This is a genomic window from Lipingzhangella rawalii, from assembly GCF_031628175.1.
Taxonomy (GTDB): domain Bacteria; phylum Actinomycetota; class Actinomycetes; order Streptosporangiales; family Streptosporangiaceae; genus Lipingzhangella_A; species Lipingzhangella_A rawalii.
Genome location: NZ_JAVLVT010000005.1, coordinates 322073 through 346051 on the forward strand (window position 1 = coordinate 322073; position 23979 = coordinate 346051).

The 23979-nt window shown below is 67.8% G+C and carries 18 protein-coding genes; 17 read left to right on the forward strand and 1 reads right to left on the reverse strand.

Features of this window, described 5'->3' with window-relative positions; all coding sequences use genetic code 11:
• The first annotated feature begins 199 nt into the window (after positions 1-199).
• Positions 200-1474, forward strand: coding sequence for an ATP-dependent Clp protease ATP-binding subunit ClpX (gene clpX / locus RIF23_RS12445; RefSeq protein WP_310912656.1), 1275 nt, complete (start codon positions 200-202; stop codon positions 1472-1474).
• 473 nt (positions 1475-1947) lie between these two features.
• Here clpX and RIF23_RS12450 read toward each other — a convergent pair whose 3' ends face one another.
• Positions 1948-2664 (reverse strand): DUF305 domain-containing protein, encoded by a 717-nt coding sequence (locus RIF23_RS12450; RefSeq protein ID WP_310912657.1) that lies wholly within the window; start codon positions 2662-2664, stop codon positions 1948-1950.
• Between the two features lie 255 nt (positions 2665-2919).
• Here RIF23_RS12450 and RIF23_RS12455 point away from each other — a divergent pair, with 255 nt between their 5' ends.
• The 16 genes from RIF23_RS12455 to proB all read left to right on the forward strand — a co-directional run bounded on the left by RIF23_RS12455 (position 2920) and on the right by proB (position 23921).
• A complete protein-coding gene (locus RIF23_RS12455) occupies positions 2920-4359 on the forward strand; it encodes an LVIVD repeat-containing protein (RefSeq protein WP_310912658.1) in 1440 nt (479 codons plus the stop codon).
• Positions 4360-4609: 250 nt separating this feature from the next.
• A complete protein-coding gene (locus RIF23_RS12460; protein ID WP_310912659.1) occupies positions 4610-5944 on the forward strand; it encodes a bifunctional folylpolyglutamate synthase/dihydrofolate synthase in 1335 nt (444 codons plus the stop codon).
• Between the two features lie 3 nt (positions 5945-5947).
• Complete coding sequence (locus RIF23_RS12465; protein WP_310912660.1) at positions 5948-6346, forward strand: DUF4233 domain-containing protein; 399 nt, start codon at positions 5948-5950, stop codon at positions 6344-6346.
• Positions 6347-6539: 193 nt separating this feature from the next.
• On the forward strand, positions 6540-6947 hold the full coding sequence (gene ndk, locus RIF23_RS12470) for a nucleoside-diphosphate kinase (protein ID WP_310912661.1): 408 nt from the start codon (positions 6540-6542) through the stop codon (positions 6945-6947).
• 392 nt (positions 6948-7339) lie between these two features.
• Complete coding sequence (locus RIF23_RS12475) at positions 7340-8371, forward strand: rod shape-determining protein (protein WP_310912662.1); 1032 nt, start codon at positions 7340-7342, stop codon at positions 8369-8371.
• Positions 8368-9321, forward strand: a complete 954-nt coding sequence (mreC, locus tag RIF23_RS12480) for a rod shape-determining protein MreC (RefSeq protein ID WP_310912663.1) — start codon at positions 8368-8370, stop codon at positions 9319-9321. Before RIF23_RS12475 ends, mreC begins: the two co-directional genes overlap by 4 nt.
• Positions 9318-9869 carry a rod shape-determining protein MreD gene (mreD, locus tag RIF23_RS12485; RefSeq protein WP_310912664.1) on the forward strand — a complete coding sequence of 184 codons (552 nt, stop codon included), beginning with the start codon at positions 9318-9320 and terminating at the stop codon, positions 9867-9869. The genes mreC and mreD overlap by 4 nt, the downstream gene beginning before the upstream one ends.
• Entirely contained in the window at positions 9863-11959 is a 2097-nt protein-coding gene (gene mrdA, locus RIF23_RS12490) for a penicillin-binding protein 2 (RefSeq protein WP_310912665.1), read from the forward strand. The genes mreD and mrdA overlap by 7 nt, the downstream gene beginning before the upstream one ends.
• Positions 11956-13167, forward strand: a complete 1212-nt coding sequence (gene rodA / locus RIF23_RS12495) for a rod shape-determining protein RodA (protein WP_407659459.1) — start codon at positions 11956-11958, stop codon at positions 13165-13167. The genes mrdA and rodA overlap by 4 nt, the downstream gene beginning before the upstream one ends.
• Before the next feature lie 107 nt (positions 13168-13274).
• Positions 13275-15206: a TIGR03960 family B12-binding radical SAM protein gene (locus RIF23_RS12500; protein WP_310912666.1), complete on the forward strand. Its 1932-nt coding sequence runs from the start codon at positions 13275-13277 to the stop codon at positions 15204-15206.
• Between the two features lie 590 nt (positions 15207-15796).
• Positions 15797-16564 (forward strand): TIGR03936 family radical SAM-associated protein, encoded by a 768-nt coding sequence (locus RIF23_RS12505; protein WP_310912667.1) that lies wholly within the window; start codon positions 15797-15799, stop codon positions 16562-16564.
• 159 nt (positions 16565-16723) lie between these two features.
• Positions 16724-20338 (forward strand): Rne/Rng family ribonuclease, encoded by a 3615-nt coding sequence (locus RIF23_RS12510; protein WP_310912668.1) that lies wholly within the window; start codon positions 16724-16726, stop codon positions 20336-20338.
• A 310-nt stretch (positions 20339-20648) separates the two neighbouring features.
• Positions 20649-20963, forward strand: a complete 315-nt coding sequence (gene rplU, locus RIF23_RS12515) for a 50S ribosomal protein L21 (RefSeq protein ID WP_310912669.1) — start codon at positions 20649-20651, stop codon at positions 20961-20963.
• Between the two features lie 13 nt (positions 20964-20976).
• Positions 20977-21237: a 50S ribosomal protein L27 gene (rpmA, locus tag RIF23_RS12520; RefSeq protein ID WP_310912670.1), complete on the forward strand. Its 261-nt coding sequence runs from the start codon at positions 20977-20979 to the stop codon at positions 21235-21237.
• Positions 21238-21323: 86 nt separating this feature from the next.
• Positions 21324-22694, forward strand: coding sequence for a GTPase ObgE (gene obgE / locus RIF23_RS12525; protein ID WP_310912671.1), 1371 nt, complete (start codon positions 21324-21326; stop codon positions 22692-22694).
• Between the two features lie 78 nt (positions 22695-22772).
• Positions 22773-23921 (forward strand): glutamate 5-kinase, encoded by a 1149-nt coding sequence (proB, locus tag RIF23_RS12530; protein WP_310912672.1) that lies wholly within the window; start codon positions 22773-22775, stop codon positions 23919-23921.
• Positions 23922-23979 lie beyond the last annotated feature (58 nt).

Consider the following 23979-nt stretch of genomic DNA (forward strand, 5'->3'; position numbering starts at 1 on the left):
TCCGTGGGCCGAAGCCAGCCACGTCGTCGTTTAGTCTCGGGAGACAGTACGTCGGCTTCGTCGGCGATCGGGGGAGTAGCGACGTATGCTGTGAGATGGCGGCGGCTGGTTTCGGTCGTCCGGTCCCTCGGCCGCCGGGTCCAGGAGGCGACTCCGCCGCGGCCGCGGCGGGTGACCCGCACAGTGAAGGAGTAGCTGGGTGGCACGAATCGGCGATGGCGGAGACCTGCTGAAGTGCTCGTTCTGTGGCAAGAGCCAAAAGCAGGTGAAAAAGCTCATTGCCGGGCCTGGCGTGTACATCTGTGACGAGTGCATCGACCTGTGCAACGAGATCATTGAGGAGGAGCTCGCCGACTCCAGTGAGGGCAATTGGGACAGTCTGCCCAAGCCACGGGAGATCTACGAGTTCCTCGACTCCTACGTGATCGGGCAGGAACAGGCCAAGAAGTCGCTGTCGGTCGCGGTGTACAACCACTACAAGCGGGTGCAGTCCGAAGGGGAGCGGCCCCGCGATGAGAACATCGAGATCGCGAAGTCCAATATCCTCATGCTGGGGCCCACCGGCGCGGGGAAAACCCTCCTGGCGCAGACCCTGGCTCGGATTCTGAACGTTCCGTTCGCGATCGCCGACGCGACGGTGCTCACCGAGGCCGGTTATGTGGGCGAGGATGTTGAGAACATCCTGTTGAAGCTGATCCAAGCTGCCGACTACGACGTCAAGCGCGCCGAGACGGGAATCGTCTACATCGACGAGGTCGACAAGGTGGCGCGCAAGAGCGAGAATCCGTCGATCACCCGGGACGTCTCTGGGGAGGGGGTCCAGCAGGCGCTGCTGAAGATCCTCGAGGGCACCACGGCCAGCGTTCCGCCGCAGGGTGGCCGTAAGCATCCCCACCAGGAGTTCATCCAGATCGACACCACCAACGTGCTGTTCATCTGCGGGGGGGCCTTCGCCGGACTGGACGAGATCATCTCGGCTCGGGTCGGCCGTCAGACCATGGGCTTCAACGCTGTGGCATCCGCCGGCCAGGACCGGGATTCCCAGGACACCTTCTCCGAGGCCATGCCGGAAGACCTGCTCAAGTACGGAATGATTCCGGAGTTCGTGGGTCGGCTTCCGGTCGTGACCAATGTGCACGACCTCGACCGGGATGCCCTGGTCCGGATTCTGACCGAACCCCGAAACGCTCTGGTCAAGCAGTACCAGCGCCTGTTCGAGCTCGACAACGTGGAGCTGGAGTTCACCGACGACGCGTTGGCGGCCATCGCCGAACAGGCGATCATGCGGGGGACCGGGGCGCGAGGGCTGCGCGCCATCATCGAGGAGGTTCTCCTCTCCGTGATGTACGACGTCCCGAGCCGGGAGGATGTCGGGCAGGTGATCATCACCCGGGAGTCCGTTTGGGAGCACGTCAATCCCACGATCGTTCCTCGAACCACGCCCGGCTCGGAGCAGGAGGAGAAAAGCGCCTAGCCTCGGCACAGGTGATCTCGTAGCCGGGCACTGTTGATGGGAGTCTGGCGGGGCGGGTCGGTGCGCTGACAAGTTCCGGGTGCGTGCTGCTGGCCCATGGTGACCGCCGCCCCCGCCGCGGCGTCCCTGGTGTTCCGAGCACACTCGAATCCCACGATTACGATCGTGGTAGCGACTCCGTGTCACCCAGGGTGGGACGCGCCCCGGGGCACGACGGCCAGTGTGGGGTCGGGTGGGCGTGCTGGTCGGACTCGATTCTCTGGACAAACCCCGGGCATGGAGTGCGGGGTCCCCGACGTACAGCGCTATTGTCTCGACCCGCGAGCCACACGCGACCCCGGACGGTATGGTCCAGCGTGCCTCCACTCCCCGGATCGTCGGCGACCACCGCCGTCCACGAACTCGGTCCAGTGGTCCGGAGGCCGGCACACCAACCAGCTGGCTCGACGATCAACTCCGCTCGGGGCGGATGTTCAGTCGAGCATGGTTTCCATGCGGGTGATCTCGGCGAGCTGTTCGGCCATCATGTCGTTGGCCATGTCTCGGATCTGTGTGTGTTGCCCGGAGCTGATGGCCTCCTCGGCCATATCGACGCCTCCCTCATGGTGCGCGATCATGAGTTCCACGAACAGTTCGTCGAAGTCCTCGCCCTCCGCGTCTTCGAGCTCCGCCATCTCCGCATCGGTTGCCATTCCCGGCATGTCGCCGTGTTCCACGAGCTGACAGTCCGCCCCGTGGTGAGGGGCTCCGTCATGCTGCTGGTCGATGCCACAGTAGTTCTGATGCCGTGGATTGTCCCGCGCCGGGCCGAAGATATTCGTTTCCAGCCATTCCTCCATGGACTCGATCTCAAGCCCCTGGGCCACAGAAATACGTTCCGCGATCGATTCGATATCAGAACTTTCGGCTCGGTCGGCTGCGAGGTCCCCCATTTCGACCGCCTGTTCGTGATGCACGATCATCATGACGAGAAATTCGACATCTGTCTCGTTGGCCTCGGCGTCTGTTGCGCCGGCCGCGATGTCCTCTTCCGTGGCCGGTGAGGCTGTCTCGCCGGGAGAGCCGGGGGCGAGGACCGGGGCGGCATCCCCGTCGCTGGTCGTGTCCCCGCACGCCGTGAGTGTCGTGGCCGCGATCAGGGCCGTGGTCCACACGGGGGCCAGCCGGTTCGTGCTCGTTCGTGCTCGCACCGCGTCCACCCCTCGATTCGACGCTCGCGTCGTGTTGCCCAATCGGATCGCCTCCGACGTATGTCTAGTGAGCCAGCGGGGGGTCTGTCCAGATCTACTCCGTGATCTTTCGATCTACTGTGGGTAGTTCCATGTGGTAAGCGCCTCGACGAGGATACTCCCGAGTGATTTCGTTGTTTCTGCTGATGGTGCGACTTGCCCGTGATGTGTAGTTTCGTGGATATTAGCTCGGTATGCGTCTGCGAAGGAGCTCACATGCCGAAATCCCCCCCGTCGCACATGCGGCGGCTGCGTGACCGTGCCCGACAATCGGTGGCCCTGCTGGGGGCCGGAGTCCTGGTATTCGCCCTTGGGTCCGCGCCGACGAGCGCGGACACCGTTCCGGACGACGTGCAGACGAGCGACAATGTCGACCATGTCGCCAACGTCCCCCTCGAGCCCCCCTTCGAAGAGGGGGCGTCCTGGGGGACCGATCTGGCCTTCAGCGGTGACTATGCCATCGCCGGAAACTACGACGGCTTCACGATCTACGACATCTCGGACCCGGAGAATCCGGAGATCACCAGTCAGGTCGTCTGCCCGGGTGGGCAGATGGACGTCTCGGTGAGCGGGGACCTGCTCTACACCTCGGTGGACTTCCCCCGGGCGAGCGCGGAGTGTGGCGCCCCGTCGGTCTCCTCCCAGGATCCCGACGGTTGGGACGGCATCCGAATCTTCGACATCTCGGACAAGACCAGCCCCGAGTACGTGCACGCGGTGGACACCGACTGTGGCTCCCACACGAACACGCTGGTCCCCGGCGGGGACGAGGGCGTCGACTACATCTACGTGTCCTCCTACAGCCCGCACGAGAACTTCCCGAACTGCCAGCCTCCGCACGACAAGATCTCCATCATCGAGGTGCCCACGGACAGTCCGACCGAGGCCGAGGTGGTGAACGATCCGGTTCTCTTCCCGGACGGAGGTAACGAGGAACAGGACAACCTGCTGGCCCCCACCTCCGGCTGCCACGACATCACCGTCTACCCGGAGCGGGACCTGGCGGCGGGAGCCTGTATGGGCGACGGGATCCTCATGGACATCAGCGATCCGGTCGAGCCCGAGGTGGTCGAACAGGTCCAGGACGAGAACTTCGCGTTCTGGCACTCGGCGACCTTCACGAACGACGGGCGTACGGTGCTCTTCACCGACGAGTTGGGTGGCGGTGTCGCCCCGACCTGTAATGCGGAGGTCGGCCCCGAGCACGGCGCCAACGCTATCTACGAGGTGGACGGCAACCTGAACCCGTCCGGGCAGGACATCGCACTGGAGTTCGCGAGCTACTTCAAGATCGATCGCCACCAGAGCGACACCGAGAACTGTGTCTCGCACAACGGGTCGCTGATCCCCGTCATGGGTAAGGACTACTTCGTCCAGTCCTGGTACCAGGGCGGCGTCTCGGTCATCGACCTCAACGACCCGCACAACCCCGAGGAGATCGGCTACTTCGAGCGTGGCCCGATCGACGAGGAGCAACTGGTGATCGGTGGTTCGTGGTCAGCCTACTGGTACAACGGCCACGTCTATTCCTCCGACATCACCCAGGGGCTCGACGTGCTCGCCCTGGACGACCGGCGCCTGCGGGGCGCGCAGCACGTCAACTATGAGGAGTTCAACCCGCAGAGCCAGCCGCGCTATAAGCCCGGCCGCGGTTAGCAGTCGTGCTCGCGGCGGGGCCGGTGCAGCTCGGACGCCCGCCGCGGTGCCCACGTGGGTGGGGCGGGACCTGGGTCCCGCCCCACCTCGGTTTCACCGATCGGGGGCCGGGTCCCTGCCCGGTCGGCTCTAGACTCTGACCAGGGCCAGGTCGTATGCCGAACGCGGTCGGGACCGCCCCGCACGCACCGGCGTGCGTCCTGCCCGTTGTCGTGAGTAGCCGACGCCACGTTCGAAACCACGGTGCACAGTGACCTCTGCTGACTATAGGGCCGTCGAGGCGGCCATTCTCGCCCGCGCGGGCGAGTCGCTCATCGATCCCACTCTGGACCGGATGCATTCGGTTACCGAGTTGTTGGGCCATCCACAGGCCGGATTCGCCACCATCCACATCACCGGAACCAACGGAAAGACCTCGACCGCACGCATGATCGAGGCGTTGCTCCGGGAGCGGCAGCTGCGCGTCGGGCGCTACACCAGTCCACATCTCGAGACGATGCGCGAACGTATCGTGATCGACGGCGAACCCATTTCCGAAGAGCAGTTCGTCGAGGTCTATGCCGACGTGCAGCCGTTCGTGGACATGGTGGACGCACAGAACGACGTGCCCATGTCGTTCTTCGAGGTGCTGACCACGATGGCGTTCGCCGCGTTCGCGGACGCGCCGGTCGACGTCGCGGTGATCGAGGTTGGCCTGGGTGGGGTGTGGGATGCCACCAACGTCATCGACTCCCAGGTGTCGGTCATCACCCCGATCTCCATCGACCACACCGAGTATCTCCCCGACACGTTGGAGGGGATCGCCGAGGAGAAGAGCGGCATCATCAAGCCCGATTCCGTGGCGGTTCTCGCCCAGCAGCCGGTACCGGCGGCCGAGACGATCCTGCACCATGTTGCGGAGGTGGGGGCCCGGGTCGCCCGGGAGGGTATCGAGTTCGGCGTCGCACAGAGCGAGCTTGCCGTTGGCGGGCAGCAGCTCTCGCTCAAGGGGCTCCACGGAACCTACGAGGACATCCTGTTGCCGCTGTTCGGGCAGCATCAGGCCAGTAACGCCTCCGTCGCCCTCGCGGCGGTGGAAGCCTTCGCCGTCCCGGCGGAGGGGGACGCCCAGCTGGACCAGGAACTGGTGAGCGCGGCCCTGGCGGAGGTCCGCACCCCGGGCCGGTTGGAGGTCCTGCGTCGCAGCCCCACCATGCTCGTCGACGCGGCACACAACCCCGCCGGAATGGCCGCCACGGTGGCCAGCCTGGAGGACGCCTTCGGGTTTCGTCGGCTCGTCGGAGTGGTGGCCATCATGTCGGACAAGGACGTGGTGGGCATCCTGGAGCCGCTGGAACCGGTACTCGCCTCCGTGGTGGTCACCCGGAACAGCTCGCCGCGAAGCGTGGGGCCCACCGAGCTCGCCGGTGTCGCCGCCGACGTGTTCGGACCGGACCGGGTGTACGTCGCCGAGCGGCTCGACGACGCCATCGACCAGGCGGTGACGCTGGCCGAGGACACCGACGAGTTCGGAGGAAACGGCATTATCATCACCGGCTCGGTGGTGACCGCGGGAGATGCACGACACCTGCTCGGTGGGGAGTAGCCCATGCGGACCCTGTGTGCGGTCGTCCTGGCCTTCGAATCCCTGGTGCTGGCCCTGGCCGTCCCGGTCGCGATCCAGCTCGCCGGACTGTCCGGGCCCGTCGGGGGCGGAGTGTGGGGCGGGCTCGCCCTGGCCGCCCTCGTGCTGGCCTGCCTGCAACGTCACACCTGGGCCATGCACGCCGGAACCGCGCTGCACATCATCGTCGTCACCAGCGGGCTGATCGTTCCCGGGATGCTCGGAGTAACCCTGATCGGCGCGATCTTCGCCGCGCTGTGGTTCGGCGGGATGTATCTCGGTCGACGAACCGAGGCGGAACTGGCCCGGAGGGAACAACTGGAGGCCACCCAGATCGGCTCGGATGGGCCTACGGGTGCGCGGCCCGAAACAGACACCTCCTGAGCGCCGGACCGGACCCGCGTTCTGGAAAAGGCTGGAGGTCAGGCCAGGTAGGGTTGCCAGCGCTGGTTCCCATCCGGCCGGGAGAGTCCAACACGTTCACGTCCCCCAGCGGCCGGAATCAGTAGCACTGCCCGTCGTCCGCGGGTCAATGCTTGTCGGAAGTCAATCCTCGAAACCCAAGGAGCGTGTCACCGTGGAGCGCACCCTTGTCCTCATCAAGCCCGACGGTGTGCGGCGAAACATCATCGGGGACGTCATTTCCCGGATCGAACGCAAAGGGCTGAGCATCGTCGCGATGGACATGCGCACCCTCAGCGAGGAGACCGCGCGTACCCACTACGAGGAACATGCCTCCCGCCCGTTCTACACCTCGCTCGTCGAGTTCATCACCGGTGGTCCGCTGGTCGCCATGGTTGTGGAGGGGGAACGCGCGGTCGAGGCGATCCGCTCCCTGGCCGGAGCCACCGACCCGGTGAGCGCCGCCCCGGGCACGATCCGTGGGGACTACGCCCTTCAGGTCCAGGAAAATATCGTCCACGGATCCGACTCAACCTACTCCGCCGAGCGGGAGATCAAGCTCTTCTTCCCCGAGCTGGGCTGAATTCCGGCCGTCGCCGGCGCCAGCCCCTGCCCGGCCGGGGTGGATGATCCCCGGAACCACGACGAGTCCCGCACGCCCTCGGGCGCGACCCATCGCGCGACGTCCGCGGCCCCCGGACGTGCGGGCCGTCGTCCCCGGCATCGGCACGACGGTGCCGCGATTTTCCCCCGATGTGCCCCCCGACGCGGAACCGTCACACGTCCACCGTCCCTGACGACCGAATCCAACATCCTTCTGGCGCCGAATCCTCGGTCCTGCCGCCGGAGATCGGTGTGTTCGTGTAACGTTGCGTGCGCTGAGCGTTACGATACGAGTGGCCCGTTACCTCGTCCGTATCCCTGTGACTTCACCGGGGCTGGCCACACCGATCCCTGCGCAGCTGAGGATGTTGAATGACGAGCAATCTCGCCTTTCTTGGCCGCGACATGGCGGTCGATCTGGGCACGGCCAACACCCTGGTCTACGTACGCGGTCGCGGCGTCGTCCTCAACGAGCCGTCCGTCGTGGCGCTCAACACCTCCACCGGCAAGATCGTCGCGGTGGGGATCGAGGCCAAGCAGATGATCGGCCGCACCCCCGGAAATATCACGGCGGTCCGTCCCCTCAAGGACGGAGTTATCGCCGATTTCGACGTTACCGAGCGCATGCTTCGCTACTTCATTCAGAAGGTGCACCGGCGGCGGCACTTCGCCAAGCCGCGGGTGATCGTCGCGGTTCCGAGTGGGATCACCGGGGTGGAACAGCGCGCGGTCAAGGAGGCCGGATACCAGGCGGGTGCCCGCCGTGTGTTCATCATCGAGGAGCCCATGGCGGCCGCGATCGGTGCGGGACTGCCGGTCCACGAACCGACCGGAAACATGGTGGTCGATATCGGTGGGGGGACCACCGAGGTCGCGGTGATCTCGCTGGGAGGCATCGTGACATCCCAGTCGATCCGTGTGGGTGGGGATGAGCTCGACCAGGCGATCATGTCCTTCGTCAAGAAGGAGTTTTCGCTGATGCTGGGGGAGCGGACCGCTGAAGAACTTAAACTGGCGATCGGTTCGGCCTATCCCACCGACGAGGAACCGTACGCGGAGGTGCGGGGACGGGATCTCGTCAGCGGCCTGCCCAAGACCATTGTCATGTCGGCGGCGGAGGTGCGCCGCGCGATCGAGGAGCCGGTCGCGGCGATTGTGGACGCGGTGCGCACCACCCTGGACAAGAGTCCCCCGGAGCTCGCCGGGGATGTCATGGACCGTGGGATCGCCATCACCGGGGGTGGAGCCCTCCTCGCCGGGCTGGAGGAGCGTCTCCGGCACGAGACCGGTATGCCGATCCATCCGGTCGAAAACGCCCTGGATTCGGTGGCGGTCGGCACGGGGACCTGTGTGGAGGACTTCGAGCGTCTGCGCCAGGTGCTGGTTCCGGAGCGGCGCCAGTGAGCCCGCTCGGACCGGACGGGTTGGGAACGGTGGGCCCGCGGGCGGCGCCTCGTTCCCGACTCGTCCTGGCGGTGTTACTGATCTCGGGCGTCGTCCTGCTCGCGCTCGACTCCCGGGGCGCTGCCGCGCCGGTGGCCGAGCCCGCGCGTGCTGTCGGGAGCGCCGTGTTCACTCCCGCCGCCGGTGCCGTCTCGTTCGCGGCCAGCCCTCTGGAATGGGGGGTCGACAGCATCCGCGCGGGGGCACAGACGCAGGAACGGGTGACGGAGCTGGAGCAGGAGAACGCGCGGCTGGAGCAGGAGCTCGTCGACGCGGGTCGGGACGCCGGCCGGATGGACCAGCTGACGGAGCTCCTGGAACTGACCGATCGCGGTGGCTACGAGATTGTTCCAGCGCAGGCGATAACGCAGGTCAGCGCACGCGGATATGTGGAGACGGTGACGCTGGACGTGGGAGAGCGCGACGGGGTCGGTCCGGACATGACCGTGGTCAGTCCACAGGGGCTGGTGGGTAGGGTCACCTCGGTCACGGCAGAGCACGCGGAGGTGCTGTTGCTGACCGACACGACGTCCGCCGTCGGGGCGCGACTGGAGGGCGAACGTGAGATCGGTGTGGTGCACGGCGAGTCGGACGCGGGGTCGGGATTCACGAACCCGGGGTTGAGGTTCGAGTTGCTGGACGCGTCGGCGCCGGTGCAGGAGGGCGACCGTGTGCTCAGCCTGGGGTCGCACGACGGAGCTCCCTTCGTGCCCGGGGTGCCCATCGGCACCGTGGCGGCGGTCGAGGATACGCCCGGTGAGCTCAGTCGTCTCGCCGAGGTGAGTCCGGCGGTGAACCTCAGCCGCCTGGACGTGGTCGGTGTGGTGGTGGCCGAACCAGAGGAGGACCCCCGGGACGCGGTGGTGGCTGAGGATCTCCCCGCGGACGTGCAGCGGGAGGTCACCTCATGAGTGGCCGGATTGTTGCCGTGGTCCTGCTGGCCGGTGCTGTGCTGGTCCAAGTGACCATACTCAACCGCATCCCGCTACCGTGGGGAGTCGCGCCGGATCTCGTCCTGGTGGTCCTGGTCGGCGTCGCGCTGCGCTTGGGGGCCGTCTGTGGGGCGGTCGGGGGATTCTGCTCGGGACTGGCTCTGGACGTGCTGCCGCCCACGGAAACCGAGCTGGGGCGCTATGCGGTGTTGCTGTGTCTGGCCGGGTACCTCGCGGGAAGCCTGGCCGGGACCGACCGCGATTCCCCGGTTCTTCCGTTCGCACTGACCGCGCTCGCGGCGCTGGGGGTGGGACTGGGCTTCACCGGCATCGGCTTGGTGCTTGGGGAGTCCCGTGCCAGTCTGGCCGGCATTGTGCAGTTTCTCCCGGTGACCGTGGGTTACACGCTGCTGATCAGCCCGTTCGCCCTGTTCGTGGTGTCCCGGTGCCTGCGGAGGTTCGCCGCCCAGCGGGACCCCCTGTGGCAGGAGGGGGAGTTCTCCCTGCGAGGTGATCGTGCGTGGTGATCTCGGGGGTGTATCCCGGCCGGGGCCGGGGTGGAATCCTGGCCGTCCAGATTGTGGCCGTTGCGCTGCTCCTGGCGTTGACCGGGCGCCTGTGGTATCTCCAAGTGCCCATGCACGAGCACTATCGCGAGCGTGCCGCGGAGAACCGGATTCAAGAGCTGGTGGTTCCGGCGGTGCGGGGCAGTGTTCTGGACGCCGCCGGGCGCCCGTTGGTGCAGAACCGCAGTGAACTCGTGGTGTCGGGGGACTACCATGAACTCGCCGCGAGGGAGGACGGCGGAGACGAGGTGCTGCGCCGGTTGGCCGAGCTTCTCGACGAGCCCTATGCGCAGCTGCGGAAACGTACCCGGCTGTGCGGCCCCGACGTTCAGCGACCCTGCTGGCCCGGGTCACCGCACCAGCCCATCACCCTGGCCGAGGATGTCAGCCCGCAGCGCGCCCTCCAGATTCTGGAGCGTCAGGAGGACTTTCCCGGTATCAGCGCGCAGCAACAGGCGGTGCGTGACTATCCGCTGGCGGAGAGCGCGGCCCAGATCCTGGGGTATCTCCAACCCGTCACCGAAGAGGAGCTTGCGGAGCGGGACGAGTTGCGCACGGCCTTCACCGGGGTGGACCAGGTGGGCCGGGACGGTCTGGAAGCGCAGTACGACCGGGAGCTGCGGGGCGAACCCGGTCTGCGGCGGCTGGCTGTCGACACGCACGGAAACGTGACCCAAACCCTGTCGGATGATGCTCCGGTTCCCGGTAGCCATCTGGTCACCAGTCTGGACAGCGAGGTGCAGCGGGTGGCCGAGGAGGCGCTGCGGGACGGCATCCAGCGGGCGCAGGATGCCGGGGATCCCGCGGACTCCGGCGCGGCGGTGGTGATGGACGTGCGGGACGGCAGTGTGCTCGCGCTCGCGAGCGTGCCCAGCTACGACCCCAGTGTCTGGGATGGGGGCATCGACCAGGACACCTACGAGGAGCTGTTGGGAGAGGAGGCGGGCCAACCGCTGACCTCGCGCGCGGTGCACGGGGAGTACCCGCCGGCCTCGACGTTCAAGGTGTCTTCCCTGGCCGCGGCCGTTGCGGGCGGAGCCTCCCTGGACGGGACCTATGGGTGTCCCTCCAGCTACCAGGTGGGGGATCGGGCCTTCGAAAACTACGAGAGCAGTTCCTACGGCAGTATCAGTCTGCACCAGTCCATCGTGGTCTCGTGTAACACCGTCTTCTACCGGTTCGCGCACGAGCAGTGGCGTGCGGACGGTGGAACCGACCCCACGGGCGACCCCGACGACCACATGGTCCGGACCGCTGAAGACTTCGGCTTCGGGGAACCAACGGGCATCGACCTCCCCAGCGAGGCGGGTGGCCGGATTCCGGGACGCGAGTGGAAGCAGGAGTACTGGGAGGCGACCCGGGAGGAGAGCTGCACCGCCGCGGAGGAGGGCTACCCGGATGTCGACGATCCCGTGCACGAGCGCTACCTGCGGGCGGTGGCCGCCGAGCACTGTTCGGACGGGTACGTGTGGCGCGCCGGAGACGCCGCGAACTTCTCCATCGGCCAGGGGGACGTCCTGGTGACGCCCTTGCAACTGGCCCGGGCCTACGCCGCGATCGCGAACGGGGGAACCCTCTACGAACCCCGCCTCGGACGGGCGTTGGTGTCCGCGGACGGTTCCGAGGTCCAGGAGATCGAACCGCGGGAGGCGGGTCAGCTTCCCGTCGACGACACGACGCTGGGCTACCTTCAGCGTGCCCTTGCCGACGTTCCTGAGGCGGGAACAGCCGCCGGTGCCTTCGCTGACTTCCCACTCGAACAGTTCCCGGTCGCGGGAAAGACGGGGACGGCCACCCAGACCGGCTACGAACCCTCCGCCTGGTTCGCTTCCTACGCCCCCGCCGACGAACCCAGGCTGGCAGTCGTCGCCTACGTCGCCGAAGGGGGAACGGGGGGCTCGGTCGCGGCACCCGTGGTCCGGGACATCTACACGCAGCTTTACGGCCAGGACGGTACCGACGGTGTGCTCCCGGGGGGAGAACCGTTGGTCGAGCTTCCCGAGGTGCAGCCGGACGGATCCGTTGAAGCACCGGAAAGGACGCGTCCGTGACCCAGCTACACGCGCCTACCCAGCCGGGCCTGGCCCCGGCCGGATGGCGCGGTGCGCTCTGTCGTGTGGTGGCCGAACGGCCCCGCCGGGTCGACTGGGTGCTGGTTGGCGCTGTCGGTCTGCTGTCGATCCTCGGCACGCTGCTGGTGTGGGCGGCCGGAGGAGACACGGTGCCTGGTCGGGGCACGGACCCGCAGGAGGGCGACGCGGCCGCGCTGGCTCTCGTCCAGCGCCACGCCACACATGTGGCCGTGGGAGCGGTGCTCTGCTTCGCCCTGGCCGCGGTCGACTATCGGATGCAGCGCGCCTACGCCCCGGTGATCTACGCCGCCACGCTTCTGGGGCTGGCCCTCGTGCTGACCCCGTTGGGCGCCGAGATCAACGGCTCCCGGGGGTGGCTGGTCGTGGGCGGGGTGCAGGCCCAGCCCAGTGAGCTCGCCAAGGTCGGGGTCATCCTCTTCGTGGCGATGCTGCTGGGCGAACCACGAGACGGGGAGACGGCGCCGAGCAACCGGGATGTGCTGGTGAGCCTGGTGGCGGTGTCGGTTCCGTTGGCGCTCGTCGTCACCCAGCCGGACCTCGGAACCGCTCTGGTGCTGGCCGTGACCTTTCTCGGCATGCTGGCGCTGTCGGGTGCTCCGTTGCTCTGGCTCGTCGGGATGGGGCTTAGCTGTGTGACCGCGGCCCTGGCAGTTTGGTGGTTCGACCTTCTCCAGCCCTACCAGCTGGAACGTGTGGCAACGCTGATCGATCCGACGGCGGATCCGGCGGGGAGCGGCTACAACGCGAACCAGGCACTCATCGCGGTGGGCTCGGGCGGAGTGAACGGTACCGGACTGTTCCACGGGGGACAGACCAGCGGCCACTTCGTTCCGGAACAGCACACGGACTTCGTGTTCACCGTGGTGGCCGAGGAACTGGGGTTTGTGGGCGGGGCCACGGTGTTGCTGTTGCTGGGGGTGGTGGTCTGGCGGGTGCTCCGGATCGGCGCCGACTGCGAACAACCCTTCGCCCGGCTCGTGTGTGTCGGGGTGGCCGTGTGGCTGCTGTTCCAGAGCGCGGTCAACATCGGTATGTGCCTGGGCGTCATGCCGGTGACCGGCCTGCCACTGCCGTTTCTCTCCTACGGTGGTACCGCCACCCTGGCCCAGCTGGCCGCCGTGGGCCTGGTTCTCGGGGTGCACGCCCGGGACCGGGGCTTCGAGTAGGTGCGTGCACGGGGGCTGGACTGTGGTGGTCGCGAGCCCGGTGCGGGCAGCCGCCCGGGGTGCATAGTCTGGAAAGACCGTGTCGCAGAATGTGCAAGGGAAGCATCATGCCCGTCGAATCTGTCTTCGCTCGCCTGGAGCCACTGCTGTCCCGGGTGGCCAAGCCGATTCAGTACGTGGGTGGTGAGCAGAACTCTGTCGTCAAGGACTGGGACTCCGCCGAGGTCCGCTGGGCGCTGATGTACCCGGACGCCTACGAGGTCGGGGTGCCGAATCAGGGGATCCAGATCCTGTACGAGGTCCTCAACGAGCGCGAGGGAGTGCTCGCCGAACGTAGCTACGCCGTCGGGGCGGATCTCGAGCAGCTCATGCGCGAACACGCGGTCCCCCAGTTCACCGTGGACGCGCACCGGCCGGTCCGTGCCTTCGACATCCTCGGAGTGAGCTTCGCGAGTGAGATGGGGTACACGAACCTCCTCACCGCGCTGGACCTTGCGGGGATTCCCCTCCATGCAACCGAGCGGGGTGAGCAGGACCCCATCGTCTTCGCTGGCGGTCACGCCGCGTTCAACCCCGAGCCGGTTGCGGATTTCCTGGACGCGGTCGTACTGGGCGATGGTGAGGAGATCGCCCTGGCCGTCACCGAGATCATCCGGGAGTTTCGGCGGGAGGGTAGCCCCGGGGGGCGTACGGAGCTGCTCGCGCGTCTCGCGGCTGGGGGCGGTGTTTACGTGCCCCAGTTCTACGATGTCAGCTACCTGCCGGACGGCCGGATCGCGTCCTATCGCCCGAACCGCTCCGGGGTGCCGTGGACGGTGCAGAAGCACACCGTCATGGACCTGGACAGCTGGCCCTACCCCCGTAACCCCATCGTTCCGATCGCGGAGTCGGTGCACGAGCGCTACAGCGTGGAGATCTTCCGTGGCTGCACTCGGGGGTGTCGTTTCTGCCAGGCGGGAATGATTACGCGTCCGGTCCGGGAACGCAGCAAGGAAACCATCAGTGACATGGTGGACACCGGGGTACGGTCCTCCGGGTTCCAGGAGGTGGGCTTGCTGTCGTTGTCCAGCGCGGACCACAGCGAGATCGGTGACATTACCAAGGGGCTCGCCGACAGTTACGAGGGAACGAACACGGGACTCTCGCTGCCCTCCACCCGGGTGGACGCCTTCAACATCGATCTGGCGAATGAGCTCACCCGCAACGGACGCCGTTCCGGCCTGACCTTCGCCCCGGAGGGCGGCAGTGAGCGCATGCGGCGCGTGATCAACAAGATGGTCACCGAACAGGACCTCATCCGCACCGTCACCGCCGCCTACGCCGCCGGTTGGCGTCAGGTCAAGCTCTACTTCATGTGTGGGCTGCCCACCGAGACTGATGAGGACGTCCTGGCCATCGGCGATCTCGCCACCGAGGTGATTCGTGCGGGGCGGCAGGCCAGCGGCCGCAACGACATCCGGTGCACCGTGTCCATCGGCGGGTTCGTCCCCAAGCCACAGACCCCGTTTCAGTGGGCCGGTCAGACCGCGCACGAGGATGTGGACGCACGCCTACACAAGCTGAAGGAGAAGCTGCGCGCCGACCGTAAGTACGGCAAGTCCGTGGGCTTGCGCTATCACGAGGGTCGTCCCTCGATCATCGAGGGCCTGTTGTCCCGGGGAGACCGTCGTGTCGGCCGCGTCATCGAGGCGGTCTGGGCGGACGGTGGACGCTTCGACGGCTGGAGCGAGCACTTCTCCTACGACCGCTGGATGCGCTGCGCCGAGACCGCGCTGGCTGACGAACCGGTCGATGTGGCCTGGTACACCACACGTGAGCGTGCCGAGGACGAGGTCTTGCCCTGGGATCACCTCGATGCTGGGCTGGACCGGGGCTGGCTGTGGCAGGACTGGCAGGATGCGCTGCACGGCAACGAGTCGGTGGAGGTCGACGACTGCCGCTGGAGCCCGTGTTACGACTGCGGTGTGTGCCCCAGCCTGGGCACGGAAATCCAGATCGGTCCGAACGGGCGGGAACTTCTGCCTCTGTCCGTCTCCTGATCCGCACTAGCTGGTGCTGCGGTCCTCGGTCTTCGGGAACGAGCCTGGCCCGGGGCCGGCACGACCCGGACCGGGCCGCGTGCACTGGGGTGGCATGGCGGGTGTGTGGCCCGGCGCCCCGCTCGCGCCGGGCCACACACCCTGTTGGACGTGCCTGGGGGATGTGGGGTTCACGCCCGTCCCCGGATTTTTGGAACCGATTTTCGGCCGGTTGGCCGTATGTGGACGTGCCCGATGCCGATTGAGCTTTTCAATGCTCGTCGACGTGGGAAGAGATCATCTGTGGATGTCGTTACACACCACAACACGGCCGATTGGTGCCGCGGAGCAGCCAGCGGGTCCCGTGCGCAACTGGGCCTGGCCAGGTACAACCGGACCAGGTTCTGGCGCAAGCGTTGGCGGCGGCATCGTAGGCTGAATTGAGACGTACGTTTGCGTGCCCGCCAGGAGTTGACGCCCTGCGCGTTGCCTGGAGGTCACGAATACAGGGGAAAGGAGTCACGCTGCCCCCCGCACCCCAGGGATCACGCCCGCACACGAGCGAGGGACCGATGCATCGGCTGCGCGTGCGGTATGCGAAGCGAGGCCGGATGCGGTTCGCCAGCCATCGGGACATCGCTCGGACCGTGGAGCGTGCCCTGCGTCGGGCGCGGGTACCTGTAGCTTACTCCGCAGGGTTCAGTCCGCATCCCAAAATCTCCTATCCCGGTGCGGCACCGACCGGGGTGGCGAGTGAGGCCGAGTATCTCGAGATTCTCGTGACCGAGCCCTACCCGGCCGAGTCCTTCCGCCAGGAGCTGGATGCTGCGATGCCGGAAGGACTGGATGTCCTGGCCGTCGAGGCCGACCCCGACGACGGTCTCTCTGACCGGTTGGAGGGTTCGGCCTGGCAGATCGAACTTCCCGGGGTTTCGTCCGAGAGTGCCGGTCGTGCCGTGGCCGCCTTTCTCACCGAGAGTGCGGTCGAGGTCGAGCGTGTCACCAAGAAGGGACGTCGCCGGTTCGATACCCGCGGAGCGGTTCTGGCGCTGCGCGTGTGCCAACACAGCGGCCCAGATCCGGAATATGCCACAATTCAACTGGTCGTACGGCACACAACGCCAACCGTACGTCCGGACGACGTCGTGACCGCCCTTCGGCAGGTGGCCGACCTCGCGCCGCCGGCACCCGCCCGGGTCACCAGGCTGGCGCAGGGGCCACTCGCTGAGGTGGGTCGGTTGGTTGATGGCGGTGCGGTGGCAACGGACGCTGCGCAGGCCGAAGCACTGGCCTCGTCCCGGCCCCAGGCCCCGTCCACACCAACACAGCCGGCTCAGGCAGCGACGCAGTCGAGGCCCACGGCGGAGCGCCCCGAATGATCGGGAATCATCGCAGAGTCGTGGGTCTGAACACGGACTTCGCATCTGTGCCACCGGAGGTGGCACAGATGACTGACAACACGCGACGACAGCTCCCGTGCGCGGCGGCCACGGACCTCCCGAGGCCGCGCCTGGGAGCTCTGACGGGAGAGCGCCCGGATGCTCGACAACGAGCCGACGAGCGGTGTGGACAGCACCGCCGAGTCCGAGACCTCACAGGGTGCGGCCACCGAGCCGGACCGTGCTGAGGCAACCGCATCGGACCGTAACCACACAACCGAGTTGACAGTAGCGCAGGACGAACCGGATACCTCAGCAGAGGCGGATGCCGGGGCCACTGCGGGTGAGCAGACACCCTCGGTGGTGGTAACTCCGCCGCGACGTGTCGCGGTTCGCCCGCCTGGTCCCCCACCCGAGCCGGAGCCCGAGCCCCAGAGCGAAGCGGCCGACCTCTCGGCGGCTCCGGGTGCGGGTTCGGACACGGCCGGGTCGGATGCCGGCGGTGACACCGGCAGCGCCCTCGACACCGACCAGCCTGCCAACGCGGCCAACGCTTCCAGTGCGGTCGGCACGGACGGTGCGGATGGGGGCGACAGTCCCGACCCCGCCGGCACGCCCGACGGTGCCGAGCACCCGACCACCTCTGGGAGGGCGGGCGCAGCCGCCGCGGTGGAGGCAGCGCCCGAGCAGTCCGATCCGGCCCCGGAGGAGTCATCGAACGCGGCTGGGGCGCCCGAGCCCGTGCCCGATGACGTCACCGCTGGCACGGCTGACTTGATCGTGGAATCGACATCCGCCGCCGCGACGGACTCTGCGACCGAAGCGACCGAAGGGGCCGTGGACACGGGGCACACCGCAGCCCAGCCGACGGAAGAGGAGCAGCCGTCAGCCACCGAGGCCACCGCACAGTCTGTGCCGGACAACGCGGCAACGATGGCCGCGATGCTGTTCCAGCCACCGACGGCGGTGTTCCAGCCACCCGCGCCCGCAACCACCTCTGGCCGCAACGGCACCGAACCCTCGAGGCGGTCCGGTGCTGGCGGTACGGTGACCACGGACCAGAACGGGGACGCCGGTTCTACCGGGGCAGCGGAGGTCGCGGGGGACGCGGGGGACGCTTCCGCGGACGAGAGCCCGTCCGGCGGCGATGACGGAAAAACCAGCCGCCGGCGACGCCGACGCGGTGGTCGTGGCCGGGGCCGGGTCCGCGCGGAAACGCCCGAGGGTGCGGAGTCCGATGCGTCCGAGCCCGGGAGTCAGGACCGGTCCGCACCGTCGGCCCCGTCCTCGGGTGGTCAGAGCGATGCGGCCACCGGAACGGGACCGTCGGAGTCAGCCGAACACAGCGACACCACCTCCGGCCCCGTGCGGGAGGACTCCGGCCAGGAGGGCTCGGGCGACAGCTCCACAGCGAGTTCCTCGGGATCCGGGACGCGTCGGCGGCGCCGGCGGCGCCGCAGCGGGTCCGGTACGGCGACCACGCAGGCGACGGGGGAGAGCGAGTCCACGGAGACCGACGATCCCCCGAACACGGTGGTTCGGGTACGCGAGCCCCGCACCGCGGAGCCGGATGACGAGGTGCGGTCGGTTCGCGGGTCCACGCGCCTGGAGGCCAAGAAGCAGCGGCGGCGTGAGGGGCGGGAGCAGGGGCGAAAGCGTCCACCCGTGATCACGGAGTCGGAGTTCCTGGCGCGCCGGGAGGCCGTGCAGCGGGACATGATCGTGCGGCGGGTCGAGGACCGGACCCAGATCGCGGTGCTTGAGGACGACGTGCTCGTTGAGCACTATGTGGACCGTTCCACCCACAAGTCACTGGTGGGCAGCGTGTACCTGGGGCGGGTGCAGAATGTGCTGCCCTCGATGGAGGCCGCCTTCGTCGATATCGGCAAGGGACGCAATGCCGTCCTGTACGCCGGTGAGGTCAACTGGGACGCCACAGGCCTGGAGGGGCAGCCCAAACGCATCGAGTCGGTACTCAAGTCGGGCCAGTCGGTTCTGGTCCAGGTCACCAAGGAGCCAAACGGGCACAAGGGAGCGCGGCTGACCAGTCAGATCAGCCTGCCCGGGCGCTACCTGGTGTATGTCCCGGACGGGTCCATGACCGGGATCAGTCGTAAGCTCCCGGACAAGGAACGTTCGCGCCTGAAGCAGATCCTGAAGCGGGTGGTGCCCGAGGACGCGGGTGTGATCGTCCGGACCGCCGCGGAGGGCGCCAGCGAGGAGGAGCTCAAGCGCGATATCGACCGTCTGTCCGCGCAGTGGGAGTCGATCAAGCGTAAGTCCCGGTCCGCCAGTGCTCCCGCGCTGTTGTCCAGCGAGCCCGATCTCACGGTTCGGGTGGTGCGCGATGTTTTCAACGAGGACTTCTCGAGCCTGGTTGTGGCCGGGGACGAGGCGTGGACGACCGTGGAGGAGTACGTCAACTACGTAGCTCCGCATCTCGCCGAGCGCCTCACGCACTGGTCCGATGAGCGGGACGTTTTCGCCGCCTACCGGGTGGACGAACAGATCGCCAAGGCTCTGGAACGCAAGGTGTGGCTGCCCAGCGGCGGTTCGTTGATCATTGACCGCACCGAGGCGATGACCGTCATCGACGTGAACACGGGGAAGTTCACCGGCCAGGGCGGCAACCTCGAGGAAACGGTGACGAAGAACAACCTGGAGGCCGCCGAGGAGATCGTTCGACAGCTGCGGCTGCGGGACATCGGCGGGATCATCGTCATCGACTTCATCGACATGGTCCTGGAAAGCAACCGGGATCTGGTGTTGCGTCGCATGTTGGAGTGCCTGGCTCGGGACCGCACCAAGCACCAGGTGGCCGAGGTCACCTCCCTGGGGCTGGTCCAGATGACCCGTAAGCGGGTCGGTCAGGGCCTGGTGGAGTCGTTCTCCCACACGTGCGAGAACTGTAGTGGCCGGGGGCTGATCGTTTCCAGCGAGTCCCTCACCAGCTCCGGGAAGGGCGGCTCCGGAACCGGAAAGTCCAAGTCCCGCAAGAGCCGGAGTAAGGCCAAGGACGCGACCGCCGGTAACGACAAGGAAACCAAGGAAACCACTGCGGCCTCTGAAGCCGCTACGGACGGTGCGGCGGAGGCCAAATCCGATCCGGACACAGCCGAGAGCGGCAGCGGGCGTTCGACGAGTGGCAAGAAGTCCGCCCGGCAGAACGGCTCCGGGAGCGAGGTTCGGGACTCCGGGGGGACGGATCCGGCCGTGAGCGTGGCGACCGAGAGCGAGACCCAGGCCCCCGAGAAGCAAGAAAAGCAAGAAAAGTCTGCGAAGTCCGGCGGGACCACGTCCAAGGAACGGTCCAGAACCAGGACCAAGTCCAGGTCCCGCGCCAAGAGCAAGGAGCGCGGCGCGGAGGACGATACACCCCAGTCCACCGAGGTCGCCGCCGAGGCTGCTCCCGCGACGGAGGCCACGACCGCGAACGCTGACGCCGACACGACCGCGGACACGACCTCAGACGCGGGCTCGGACACCACGGATGCCGATGCAGCCCCCGGCCCGGACGCCGGCTCCGGGCACGTGGGTGATGCCGATGCTGCGGCGCCCACGGAGGCGTCCACGGAGGCGTCCGCGGATACGGCCGACGGTGCGGACTCGTCCTCGGGGGAGGCCGCGGTTTCGGAGGGTGCGGATGCCGCCGAGTCCGCCGAGGCCCAGTCCGCGGCCACGGGATCCGGCGGCCGAACTCGCCGTCGGCGCACGCGGCGTAGTGGCGGCTCCCGGGCCGCGGACAGTGAATCACCTGTGGTGGAGGCGTCGTAGAACCTGGTGCCAGGACGGTGGCCAGCCCGGGGCGTGGGGTAGGGCCCCACGGCCCCGGCGGGCGGGGTACCCTGGACCGGTGTGCGGGTACTGTGTGGGGATGGCTGCCCGAATGCCCAGGCGGTCCACCTAGGGTGGTATGATCTGGGTCGGTGCGTCGGGCATCGCGGGTAGCGAATCCGCCCGATCCCCACATTCGTTCCCCGGCCTAGGAATCGGCGACCTAAGTCCCGGGGCCTGTGCGCATAGGACACGGTCTGAGTGAGAGCGCGCTCAGTTTCAACGGCTTGAGCAGGAAGAGAGTTTCCCGGTGTACGCGATCGTGCGAGCGGGCGGCCGGCAGGAGAAGGTGTCTGTCGACGACGTCCTGACCATTGACAAGCTGTCAGATGAGGTCGGATCGACCGTGACCTGGGAGCCGCTGCTGGTCGTGGATGACGGCAAGGTCATCAGCGACTCCGGGCAACTGGGCGGCTACCGGGTCACCGCCGAGGTGCTGGGCGAGTCCCGCGACCCCAAGATCAACATTGTGAAGTACAAGAACAAGACCGGCTACAAGAAGCGGCTGGGCCACCGGCAGAAGTACACCCAGGTCCGGGTCACCGGCATCGGCGGCGACAAGTAGAGAGGGCTGCGAGATGTCCACAAAGAAGGGCGCCTCGAACACACGGAACGGGCGCGACTCCAATGCGAAGCGGCTCGGGGTCAAGCGGTTTGGTGGCCAGCAGGTCAAGGCGGGAGAGATCCTGATCCGCCAGCGTGGCACCAAGTTCCACCCCGGCGACAACGTTGGCCGTGGCGGTGACGACACCCTGTTCGCGCTCTCTGCCGGCATGGTGCAGTTCGGTAACCGTCGTGGCCGCAAGGCCATCAACATCGTGCCTGCGCCGGCCGAGTAGGGCCGGCGCAGCGACACCACGTGTGGGGCGGGCCAGGCGTTCTGGCCCGCCCCACACGACTTTGTGCAACAGGCAAGGGGGCGGACGTGCCGGACTTCGTGGACGAGGCGGTCGTACATGTGCAGGCCGGGGACGGGGGGCACGGCTGCGCCTCGGTGCACCGGGAGAAGTTCAAGCCGCTGGGGGGCCCGGACGGTGCGGACGGCGGATCGGGCGGGGACGTGATTCTGGAGGTGGACCCGGGGACCACGACCCTGCTGGAGTACCAGCGTCGCCCGCACCGGCGGGCACAGAACGGCCGCCCGGGTCAGGGGCACAACCGTGTGGGTGCCGACGGCACCTCTCTGGTGCTGCCGGTGCCCGAGGGGACGGTGATTCGCGACGAGTCGGGCGAGATTCTCGCGGATCTGGTGGGCACCGGGACGCGGATGATCGCGGCACGGGGTGGAAAGGGCGGCCTCGGCAATGCCGCGCTGGCCTCGCCGAAGCGTAAGGCGCCCGGCTTCGCGCTGCGTGGCGAGCCCGGGGAGGCACGTGATCTTCGTCTGGAGATCAAGACCATCGCTGACGTGGGTTTGCTCGGCTATCCCAGCGCCGGGAAGTCGTCACTGGTCTCGGCTCTCTCCGCGGCTCGGCCCAAGATCGCGGACTATCCGTTCACCACCCTGGTTCCCAATCTGGGTGTTGTGGAGGCGGGTGAACACCAGTTCGTCGTGGCCGACGTCCCCGGCCTGATTCCCGGGGCGAGCTCCGGAAAGGGCCTGGGCCTGGCCTTTCTGCGGCATGTGGAGCGGTGCTCCACCCTGGTCCATGTCCTCGACTGCGCGACGCCGGAGCCTGGGCGTGACCCGGTCAGTGATCTGGACACGATCGAGGAGGAGCTTCGTTCCTACGCCGCGGCAGGCGGGCCCGACCTGTCCGACCGCCAGCGCCTGGTGGTACTGAACAAGGTAGATGTCCCCGATGCGCAGGACCTGGCGGAACTGGTCCAGCCGATGTTGGAGGAACGGGGCCTGCGGGTACTGCGGGTGTCGGCTGGGAGCCGGTTCGGGCTCCGCGAGTTCTCCTTCGCGATGGCGGAGATGGTTGCGGCCGACCGCGCCCGCCGTCCCGCTGCGGCCCCGACCAGGGTGGTGTTGCGGCCGCGTCCGGTGGACGAGGTCCCCTTCCGGGTGGTGCCGCTGGGGGACAACACCTTCCGGATCAGTGGAGAGAAGCCCACCCGGTGGGTGCACCAGACCGACTTCGGCAACGACGAAGCGGTGGGCTATCTTGCCGATCGCCTGGACCGGCTCGGAATCGAGCGAGCGCTCGTCGAGGCGGGGGCACAGGATGGTGCCGAGGTGCACATTGGTGATGACGACGACGCCGTCGTTTTCGACTGGGACCAGTCCCGCGGGGCCGGTGCAGAGTATCGCCCGGTCGGCCCGCGCGGGACGGATCCGCGACTTCAGTAGTCCAACAGGTGTGCGGGGCCGACTGTGCGGGGTGGCCTGCGGAGCGGAAGAGGAAGGCCGAACGAGGTGGTGCAGCAGGTGAGAGCTGAGGGGGAGCGTGCGGCCGTGGCCACTGCCCGTCGGGTGGTGGTCAAGGTCGGTTCCTCGTCGTTGACCACGGCCGCGGGGCATATCGACACCGACCGAATCGCGGCCCTGAGCGAGGTGGTGGCCCGGCGACAGGCGGCCGGAGTGGAGATGGTCCTGGTGTCGTCCGGGGCCGTCGCTGCCGGCCTGTCTCCACTTCACCTGGCGGCGCGTCCCCAGGATCTGGCGACCCAGCAGGCGGCGGCCAGTGTGGGCCAGGGCCTGCTGGTCGCCCACTACACCGCGGCGCTGGCACGGCACGGACTCACCGCCGCCCAGATCCTGCTCACCGTGGATGACCTCATGCGTCGGGCCCAGTACCGCAATGCCCAGCGCACCCTGGCCCGTCTGCTCGACCTCGGTGCCATACCGATCGTCAACGAGAACGACACCGTGGCCACGCACGAGATCCGTTTCGGTGACAACGATCGGCTCGCCGCCCTGGTCGCACATCTGGTCCGCGCCGAGGCGCTGGTGCTGCTGTCGGACGTGGACGGCCTCTACGACGGGGATCCCGCTCGGGCGCAGGCACAGCGTGTGGTCACCGTACGGGGGGAGGAGGACCTTGCCGGGATCAGCCTCGGTTCCAGTGGCGGGCGCGGGGTGGGCACCGGCGGCATGGTAACCAAGGTGGATTCCGCCCGGATCGCGACGAGTGCCGGAGTGCCCGTGGTGTTGACGCACGCCGATCATGCGCGGGCCGCGTTGGGCGGGGAGCCTGTCGGGACGTACTTCATGGCCGGGGAGGGGCGCCGGCCCGGGACTCGGCAGCTGTGGTTGGCCCATGCCACCACGGGCCGTGGACGTGTGGTCCTCGATCCGGGGGCGGTCCGCGCGGTGGTGGAGGGCAGCGCGTCGCTGCTGCCGGCCGGCGTGGTCAAGGTTGAGGGCGATTTCGTGGCGGGAGACCCCGTGGATCTCTCCGACGAGACCGGGACAGTGTGGGCGCGAGGGCTGGTGAACTACGACGCTCTGGAGATTCCCGAGCTGATGGGACGCTCAACCCGCTGGCTGGCGCGGGAACGGGGCCCGGCCTATGAGCGGGAGGTCGTGCATCGCGACGACCTGGTGATTTTTCGGGATGGGCGTCCGCGTCCCTGAGGGCGGCCGGGGGGGGGGGGGGGGGGGGGGGCCCGCGCCGGGGGGGGGGCGGGGGGGG